Origin of the sequence: Pseudomonas sp. GM18 (assembly GCF_000282195.1) — a bacterium.
Classification (GTDB): Bacteria; Pseudomonadota; Gammaproteobacteria; order Pseudomonadales; family Pseudomonadaceae; genus Aquipseudomonas.
Map to the genome: position 1 here is coordinate 40821 of NZ_AKJT01000083.1, position 8990 is coordinate 49810.

Sequence of the window (8990 nt, forward strand, 5' to 3'; positions counted from 1 at the left end):
AACGATCATCATCGCGGTATTACATGCGCAGCAGAGTCTTCCAGGCACGGTTCTGATACACCGCAATCGCCTGCTGCTTGCGCGCATCCAGCGACTCATCGGTGATCGGCTCGTTAGCTAGCAGGGCAAGCTGTTTCAGCTCGCCATACAGGCGATCCATTTCCGGGATGTCCAGCACGCTACGGGCATGGTGCAGCCAGGCCTGGATGCGCTCGATGCGCGGCAGTTGCTCGGCCAGGTCTTCCGGCTGTTGCTGGTAACGCTGCAATTGCAGCGAGTTGGCTTCTTCGCCCAGCAGGCGTGGCAGCCAGCTGCCCAGTTGCGCGGCGCCCTGGCGATTGCCGCGGGTGTTGCGATCGGCAGCCCAGGTGCGGGCCAGCAACCAGCGTGAAGTGTTCAGCGAGAACAGGCCCCAGCGCGGGTCTTCCAGCTCTTCGAGGAACTGCTCCGGCGCGGCTTTGCGCACGTCTTCGTCGTCCAGGCCGGCTTGTACCAGCGGGCGCCAGTCTTCCAGCAAGGCATCCAGTGCGACCCGCAGATCGTGAGTCGACTGACGTGGCGCGGCCTGACCGAGGCTGCTGATCAGCGCGCGCATTTCAGCGAGGTTTTCGACCCAGTCCTGCAACAGACGCCAGTGGCCATTGAAGCGATACTGCTCGGCCAGACGTTGGCTGCTGCTGAGCAAATGCCAACTCAGGGCGGCGAACGCATCGTCCAGTGGCATTTCGGCGGTGATCTGCGGTGCCGGCAAGCTCAGCGAATAGCTGTTGGCGTCGAACAGGCGATAACCGCGTTCGGCCTTGCTGATGTCGCATGGCATCAGCGGCAGCGTCGCGGCCAGTTCGGCGGCCAGTTCCAGCAGCGCGGCCGGTTCGCCTTCGCGCAGTTCCAGTTCCAGCTCGCAGATTTCTTCTTTCTGCTTGCCGACTACCACGTGGCCCAGGTCCAGCGCGGCTTCGATGACCACTTTGGTCTTGCCACGGCCCCAGGCGATTTCCGCGCGTTCACGCACGAAATCGGTGGTGAAGATGGCTTTCAGGGTTTTCTTGTCCAGTTCGGCCAACTGCTCGGGCCAGCATTCGCCGTCGAGCTTCTTCACATCGAGTTTGGCTTTGGGCAGGTGCCAGTCGTACTCGTGACGCTCGGACAGACCGGCGACGCTCTGGCCACGGGTCTTGAGGGTCTGAATCACTTCTTCGCCATCGCGGCGCAGGCGCAGGGCAACCTTGGCGCGGGCCAGGTCGCGCTCGGGCGTGTCGAAGTACTGGTTCATCAACTCACGGCGTTCCCAGCCACTTTTGTTGCGTTTTTTCAGTAACGGGTGCTCGCGCAGGGCGGCGAGGGTTTCGCGGCTGACGCGGAGTTTGATTTCGGTTTCTTTCTGCATGGCCGGAAAATCCAGGATCGGGAGCGCAGCCGGGGGAATGTGTGGCTGCCAAGGTCGTGCAGTGTACAGGACTCGTTCATCCTACGCGCCGCGACGGTTTATTCCTGTCGCCGGATGGTTCTATGATGGACTTCAATTCGGGAGTTGGGAGTCAGCGATGCCTTTGCCGTCCATGAAAGATCAGTTCGCTGCGCTGATCGCCGCGCCGTCTGTCAGCTGTACCCAACCCAGCCTGGATCAAACCAATCGGCCGGTCATCGACTTGTTGGCGACATGGCTCGGGGATCTGGGTTTTGCCTGCGATATCCAGCAGGTCAGCCCCGGCAAATTCAACCTGCTGGCCAGTTTCGGCACAGGCCCCGGCGGCCTGGTGCTGGCCGGTCACAGTGATACGGTGCCGTACGACGCGGCGCTGTGGCAGACCGACCCGCTGAAACTGACGGAAGTGGACGGCCGTTGGGTCGGCCTGGGCAGTTGCGACATGAAGGGCTTTTTCGCCCTGGTCATCGAAGCCGTCAAACCCTTGCTCGACCAACCATTCAAGCAACCCTTGCTGATTCTTGCGACCTGCGATGAAGAAAGCTCGATGTCGGGTGCGCGTGCCTTGGCCGAAGCCGGGCGGCCACTAGGTCGTGCGGCGGTGATTGGCGAGCCGACGGGGTTGAAGCCGATCCGCCTGCACAAAGGCGTGATGATGGAGCGCATCGACATCCTCGGTCAGAGTGGCCATTCCTCGGACCCGAGCCTGGGCCATAGCGCCCTCGAAGCCATGCACGATGCCATCGGCGAACTGCGCGGCTTGCGCCTGGCGTGGCAGCGGGAATTTCGTAATCCGCAGTTCAGCGTGCCGCAGCCGACCATGAATTTCGGCTGCATTCACGGCGGCGATAACCCCAACCGTATCTGCGGCCAGTGCTCACTGGAGTTTGACCTGCGCCCGCTGCCGGGCATGGATCCCGGCGCCCTGCGCGCAGCGATCTTGCAGAAGCTCAACCCCATTGCCGAGCGGCACCAGGTGAAGATCGATTACGCGCCGCTGTTCCCCGAAGTCCCGCCCTTCGAGCAGGCCGAGGACTCGGAATTGGTGAGGATCGCCGAAAAGCTCACCGGCCATCGCGCCGAAGCAGTGGCGTTCGGCACAGAAGCGCCTTATCTTCAGCGCCTTGGCTGCGAAACATTGGTCTTGGGCCCCGGCGACATCGCCTGTGCCCACCAGCCGGGTGAATACCTCGAAATGTCACGTTTGCAGCCTACCGTGCATCTATTACGTCAACTGATCGAACATTACTGCCTGACGCCGGCGTCGCTCGTATAAATTGCCCGTGTCACAACCCGTACTTATGAGGAGAGCGCGCGTGTCGCCAAGCCTGTTCCGACGATAACCATCAGCCCGCTGTGCGTTTACTGCGTTACTCTTTTTTCGGCTGCTATTTATTACAGGCCCAGGTTCATGCCCGAATACGTCAATTGGCTTCGTCACGCTTCGCCTTACATCAACGCCCACCGCGATTGCACCTTCGTCGTCATGCTACCCGGCGACGGCGTAGAGCACCCGAACTTCGGCAATATCGTCCACGACCTGGTGCTGCTGCATAGCCTGGGCGTGCGACTGGTGCTGGTTCACGGTTCGCGTCCGCAAATTGAAACCCGCCTCGCTGCTCGCGGCCTGACCCCGCACTACCACCACGGCATGCGCATCACCGATGCGGCGACGCTGGAGTGTGTGATTGATGCGGTCGGTCAACTGCGCATTGCCATCGAAGCGCGGTTGTCCATGGACATGGCCTCGTCGCCGATGCAGGGCTCGCGCCTGCGGGTAGCCAGCGGCAATCTGGTCACTGCGCGGCCGATCGGCGTGCTCGAAGGTGTCGATTATCACCACACCGGCGAAGTGCGCCGGGTCGACCGCAAGGGCATCAATCGCCTGTTGGACGAACGCTCCATCGTCCTGCTGTCGCCGTTGGGTTACTCGCCGACCGGTGAGATCTTCAACCTCGCGTGCGAAGACGTCGCGACCCGCGCGGCCATCGATCTGGGCGCAGACAAGTTGCTGTTGTTTGGCGCCGAACTCGGACTGCTGGATGAAAATGGTCGCCTGGTTCGCGAACTGCGTCCGCAACAGGTGCCGGCACACCTGCAGCGTCTGGGCAGCAACTACCAAGCCGAGCTGCTGGACGCGGCGGCTGAAGCGTGCCGGGGCGGTGTGGCGCGCAGCCACATCGTCAGCTATGCCGAAGATGGCGCGCTGCTGACCGAACTGTTCACCCGTGACGGTGGCGGTACGCTGGTGGCCCAGGAGCAATTCGAAGTGGTGCGCGAGGCGGCCATCGAGGACGTCGGCGGTTTGCTGGACTTGATCAGCCCGCTGGAAGAGCAGGGCATTCTGGTACGTCGTTCTCGCGAGGTTCTGGAGCGCGAGATCGAGCAGTTCAGTGTGGTCGAGCGTGAAGGCATGATCATCGCCTGCGCGGCGCTGTATCAGATTGCCGATTCGGATGCGGGGGAGCTGGCGTGTCTGGCGGTGAACCCGGAGTACCGCCATGGCGGTCGCGGGGATGAATTGCTGGAGCGCATTGAAGCCCGCGCCCGGGCGCAGGGCCTGAAAACCTTGTTCGTGCTGACTACCCGGACCGCCCACTGGTTCCGTGAGCGGGGTTTCGTGCCGAGCAGCGTCGATCGCCTGCCGTCGGCGCGGGCGTCGCTTTACAACTATCAGCGTAATTCGAAGATCTTCGAAAAAGCCCTCTGATTTGGGGGGGCTGTGTGATCGTTCCCATGCTCCGCGTGGGAATGCAGCCCGGGACGCTCCGCGTCCCATCGAGAGCCGAACGCAGAGCGTCCGAAGAGGCATTCCCACGCAGAGCGTGGGAACGATCATCACTCAGTGACGTATTTGGCGCTGACATACGGCGAAAAATCCGGCAGCACCGTTTCTACCTTCCCTTGCTCCTTCAAGAACTTCGCCGTCTCTCCAATCGATTTTATGGCCTATGGTTTTCCCGTAATCGCTGTCAGCTTGAGGGATTTTGCTGGGGCGACGCTGGTTTGATAACCGAACGTGAGCGTCGCCGCCTGAGTGGAAAGAGAAAATAATAGCGATACACAAACTGTAACAAATTGACTAGATAGTGCGCGTTTAGCCATCATGACGTCGCCTTTTCGATAGGGATTGACGTGTACGGGATGTGCCAAAGCTAATTGATCTAAAAAAAGGCTGATAAATGCCTTTTAGGAATTAGCTTTTAGGCCAATGCCGTTATGTCCGATTCGATGATCCGCCGGCAGGGACTCAATATTCGACGTTAGACCTTGGTCGTAGACATACATGGTTAGATTGACTTGGTAGTCACGGTCTGGCGCTAATCGCGCATCTGTGGATCCAGGGCTTTCGACCCAAGACCAAAGAACACAAAAATTAGAAAACGAGAGGAGCGAAACATGAATAAGTCCACCTTAGCCCTGGCTGTGGCCGTGGGGGTTTTGGCGCAGCAGGCAGGCGCCGCAGGTTTCATCGAAGACAGCAAGGCTTCCGTCAGTTCCCGGACCATGTATTACGACGCTGATACGCGTAATACCCCGAGTGGCACTAGTCCTGCTAATGCCAAGTACAGACAGCGTGAAACCGCTGAGGGGCTAAAGTTCGATTACCTGTCTGGCTTCACCCAGGGTACCGTTGGTTTCGGTATCGATGCCCAGGCGTTGGTCGGTTTACATCTGGATGGTGGCAAGGGTCATCACCCGACCGGTAATGACAACTCATTCTTCCCTAGCGATGGTAAGGAGTCGGCCGACGAGTGGAGCCGTCTGGATGCCAACGTCAAGGCGCGTTTCTCGAAGACCGAGGCCCACTTGGGTGGCGCTCTGGCACCTAACCTGCCGATCCTGATCGCGAACGACAGCCGTCTGCTGCCGCAGACCTTTGAAGGTGGCACCATCACCTCCAAAGAAATCGACAACGTGACCTTCAACCTGGGTCAACTGGAGCACGCGTCGGGTCGCGCCTCCTCTAACTCCACTGGCCTGTCTGTGGCTGGCGCGACTCAGGACAGCAACAAATTCCAGTATGCCGGTGCTGACTGGAAGGTCACCAAAGACCTTACGTTGCAGTACTACTATGCGAATCTGGAAGACTTCTACAAGCAGAACTTCCTCGGCCTGGTGCACGTCTATCCGATTGCTGCCAACCAGTCATTCAAGACCGATATTCGTTATTTCGACAGCAGCTCCGACGGCAAGAACGGCGACGCCGGCTACCAGTTCAACAACAACGGTGGCTACGCCAAGGAAAAGGGCGTGGTTGATAACAAGACCTGGAACGCCACCTTCACCTATACCTTGGGTGGCAGCGCATTCCTGCTCGGGCATCAGCGTGTCAGCGATGACGGCGGCTTTGTTTTCTTGAACCAAGGCAGCCTTGTTAATGACAACGGTCGTCCAGAAGGTGCCGGCGGCGCCAGCTTCTACTCGTTCACCGACGCCACCGTGGGCAGCTTTATCCGTGCCGGTGAAAACACCACGTACGGTCAGTACTCCTATGACTTCGCTTCACTGGGCGTGCCAGGTTTGAAAGCGTCGATTGGTTACTTGAATGGCCAAGACATCAGGGCAACCAGTGGTGCGGGTAAAGACCTGAGTGAGCACGAGACCGACGCGCGCGTGGATTACGTGATTCAAACGGGCATGCTGAAAGGGTTTGGTACGACGCTGCGTCACGGTACCTATCGTGGTAACACCAGCACCGCTGACCAAGACCAGACCCGTCTGATCTTCAACTACACCTACAGCTTCCTGTAATAACCCCCAAAAAAGAGCCTCGCCTGCTGGCGAGGCTTTTTTTTGTGTTTTTTGATATTCCAAAAAAATAGCTTCAGTTTATTATTTATTCTTTTTTGTTTTCACCCCGAATCTATAAAATGAATCCATCAGGTACTCATTGGCAGCAACACGAGTATCAGATTCAGCAACCCCGATTTTGAAGGTCAAGGAATTGGTTCATGAGCCGATACCTTGTGTTCCGGCATGTATATATCTAAATCGCATTAAAAATGCATATGTAGATCTTTTTAGTTTGTCATGCCGGCCAAAATCAAGGTGGCCTGACCATCCGGCGCTAATTGCGCATCTTTGGATCCGGGCACTCGACCCAGGACCAGGAACCCAGAATTAGAAATGAGAGGAGCGAAACAATGAAGAAGTCCACCTTGGCCCTGGCTGTGGCCGTAGGGGTTTTGGCGCAGCAGGCAGGCGCCGCCGGTTTCATCGAAGACAGCAAGGCTACATTGGGGCTGCGCAACTTCTACATCAACACCGATAACCGCGATTCCGACGCGGGTACCGCCAAGGTCAAGGCCAACGGCGTTCAAAGCAAGAACGAAGAATGGGGCCAAGGTTTCGATCTGCGCTTCACTTCCGGCTACACCCAAGGCACTGTCGGCTTCGGTATCGATGCCATCGGCCTGTTGGGCGTGCGTCTGGACACCGGCGGCGGTACTAACGGCGCCACTTCGACTTCTTACGGCGGCACTGTTTTCCCAAGCGAGTCCAACCACGAAGCGGTTGATAACTTCTCCAGCCTGGGCCTGACTGCCAAAGCCAAGATCTCCCAGACCGAACTGAAGTTGGGCACCCTGCAGCCAAAACTGCCGGTGATTGTGACCAACGACGGTCGTCTGCTGCCGCAAACCTTCCAGGGCGGTCAGATTACCTCGAACGAAATCAAAGACCTGACACTGGTCGGCGGTCAGATCGAGCACGCCAAGGGGCGTAACTCCAGTAACAACGAAGAGCTGTCGATTGCTGGCGCCAACGCTCACACTGCTGCCGGTCGTGACAGCAACAAGTTCATCTATGGCGGTGGCGACTACAAAATCACCAAAGACCTGACTGCCCAGTACTACTACGGCAACCTGGAAGATTTCTACAAGCAGCACTTCCTGGGTCTGGTTCACAACTGGTCGATTGGTCCAGGCGTACTGAAGTCTGACTTCCGTTACTTCAACAGCCGTGACGATGGCGCCAACGGCCATGACTCTGCCTATTTCACTACAGGTGACTACGGTACCGGCATTACCAAAGGTAAAGTCGACAACAACCTGTATAGCGGTCTTTTCCTGTACTCGGTTGCCGGTCACACCTTCGGTGGCGGTTACCAGGCCAGCAATGGTAATAGCGACTTCCCTTGGCTGAACCAGGGTGATGGCTCGTCGGCTTACCTGACTACCGACAGTCAGATCTCCAAGTTTGCCCGTGCCGGCGAACGTACCTGGCAAGCTCGCTACTCGTTCGACTTTGCCAAAGTCGGCGTCCCGGGTCTGACCGCAGGTATGGTTTATCTGCGTGGCGATAACATCGACACAACCGGTAAAGTGGGGGCGGCTCAGACTAGCGTCAACGCAACTGGCCGTTCCGAGTGGGAACGCGACCTGACCCTGGCGTACGTAGTACAAGAAGGTACGCTGAAAAACCTGGGCTTCATGTGGAAAAACGCCATGTGGCGCAACGACATCCCAGGTCAGCGCGACCAGGACGAAAACCGTCTGATCGTCAGCTACTCGATCCCGCTGTTGTAATAGCGCTCGCGTAACCGACATAAAAAAGCCCCGCCCGGCATCACGCCGGGCGGGGCTTTTGCGTTTTCAAGGCGGGCTCACCCCCGTAAACCCTCCTTGAAGTTCCCTTTTTGCAACAACTCAAGGCCTTCTCGAACCTCGGGATCGATGTTCGTCCCGATGGCGAGGCAGGTCCAGTGAACAGATCTTTAATATTCGTTTAAGGTCTAAACAAATCAATATTTATTCTTTTTAATTCAATAAGAACACAGGCACAGTTGGGCTCAACAAGCACTCACCAGGAGCAGCACCATGAGCCTCAGACTTGGCGATATCGCCCCCGATTTCGAACAGGATTCCAGCGCCGGCACCCTCCGTTTCCACGAATGGCTGGGCGATAGCTGGGGCGTGTTGTTTTCCCACCCGGCGGACTTCACGCCGGTGTGCACCACCGAGTTGGGCTTCACCGCCAGGCTCAAGGAAGATTTCGCCCAGCGTGGCGTCAAAGCCATCGCCCTGTCCGTGGACCCGGTGGACTCGCATCACAAATGGATCGAGGACATCAACGAAACCCAGAACGCCATCGTCAACTTCCCGATCCTCGCCGATGCGGACCGTAAAGTGTCCGACCTGTACGACCTGATCCACCCGAATGCCAACGACACCCTGACCGTGCGCTCGTTGTTCGTGATCGATCCGAACAAGAAGATTCGGCTGACCATCACTTACCCGGCGAGTACCGGCCGTAACTTCAATGAGATTTTGCGGGTGATCGATTCGCTGCAGCTCACCGACAACTACAAGGTGGCCACCCCGGCCAACTGGCAGGACGGTGATGAGGTGGTGATCGTGCCGTCGCTCAAGGACGAAGATGAAATCCAGCGACGTTTTCCCAAGGGTTATCGCGCGGTGAAACCGTACCTGCGCCTGACGCCGCAGCCGAATCGTTAACGTCAAAAGATCGCTCCCACGCTCTGCGTGGGAGCGCCGCCCGTGACGCTCTGCGTCACAGTGGACGCGGAGCGTCCATGGATGCATTCCCACGCAGAGCGTGG

6 protein-coding genes and 1 pseudogene are annotated in these 8990 nt (G+C 58.1%); 5 read left to right on the plus strand and 2 right to left on the minus strand.

Translation table 11 applies throughout. The annotated features are described in order from the left end of the window. Nucleotides 1–19 precede the first annotated feature (19 nt). Nucleotides 20–1387, minus strand: coding sequence for a CYTH domain-containing protein (locus PMI21_RS07355; RefSeq protein ID WP_007940381.1), 1368 nt, complete (start codon nucleotides 1385–1387; stop codon nucleotides 20–22). 157 nt (nucleotides 1388–1544) lie between these two features. Here PMI21_RS07355 and argE point away from each other — a divergent pair, with 157 nt between their 5' ends. Together argE and argA are read left to right on the plus strand one after the other, a co-directional pair. Next, nucleotides 1545–2702: an acetylornithine deacetylase gene (gene argE, locus PMI21_RS07350; protein WP_007940383.1), complete on the plus strand. Its 1158-nt coding sequence runs from the start codon at nucleotides 1545–1547 to the stop codon at nucleotides 2700–2702. 135 nt (nucleotides 2703–2837) lie between these two features. Then, nucleotides 2838–4136, plus strand: coding sequence for an amino-acid N-acetyltransferase (argA, locus tag PMI21_RS07345; RefSeq protein ID WP_007940384.1), 1299 nt, complete (start codon nucleotides 2838–2840; stop codon nucleotides 4134–4136). Nucleotides 4137–4355: 219 nt separating this feature from the next. On the opposite strand, the pseudogene tauA reads toward argA, so the two are convergent. Continuing rightward, nucleotides 4356–4534, minus strand: a pseudogene (gene tauA, locus PMI21_RS29935) (taurine ABC transporter substrate-binding protein); the annotation flags it as partial. Nucleotides 4535–4825: 291 nt separating this feature from the next. On the opposite strand from tauA, the gene PMI21_RS07340 reads away from it, so the two are divergent. The 3 genes from PMI21_RS07340 to PMI21_RS07330 all read left to right on the plus strand — a co-directional run bounded on the left by PMI21_RS07340 (nucleotide 4826) and on the right by PMI21_RS07330 (nucleotide 8886). Further along, a complete protein-coding gene (locus tag PMI21_RS07340) occupies nucleotides 4826–6181 on the plus strand; it encodes an OprD family outer membrane porin (RefSeq protein ID WP_007940386.1) in 1356 nt (451 codons plus the stop codon). 392 nt (nucleotides 6182–6573) lie between these two features. Beyond that, a complete protein-coding gene (locus tag PMI21_RS07335) occupies nucleotides 6574–7956 on the plus strand; it encodes an OprD family porin (RefSeq protein ID WP_007940387.1) in 1383 nt (460 codons plus the stop codon). Between the two features lie 291 nt (nucleotides 7957–8247). Further along, complete coding sequence (locus PMI21_RS07330) at nucleotides 8248–8886, plus strand: peroxiredoxin (protein WP_007940388.1); 639 nt, start codon at nucleotides 8248–8250, stop codon at nucleotides 8884–8886. Nucleotides 8887–8990: the final 104 nt, after the last annotated feature.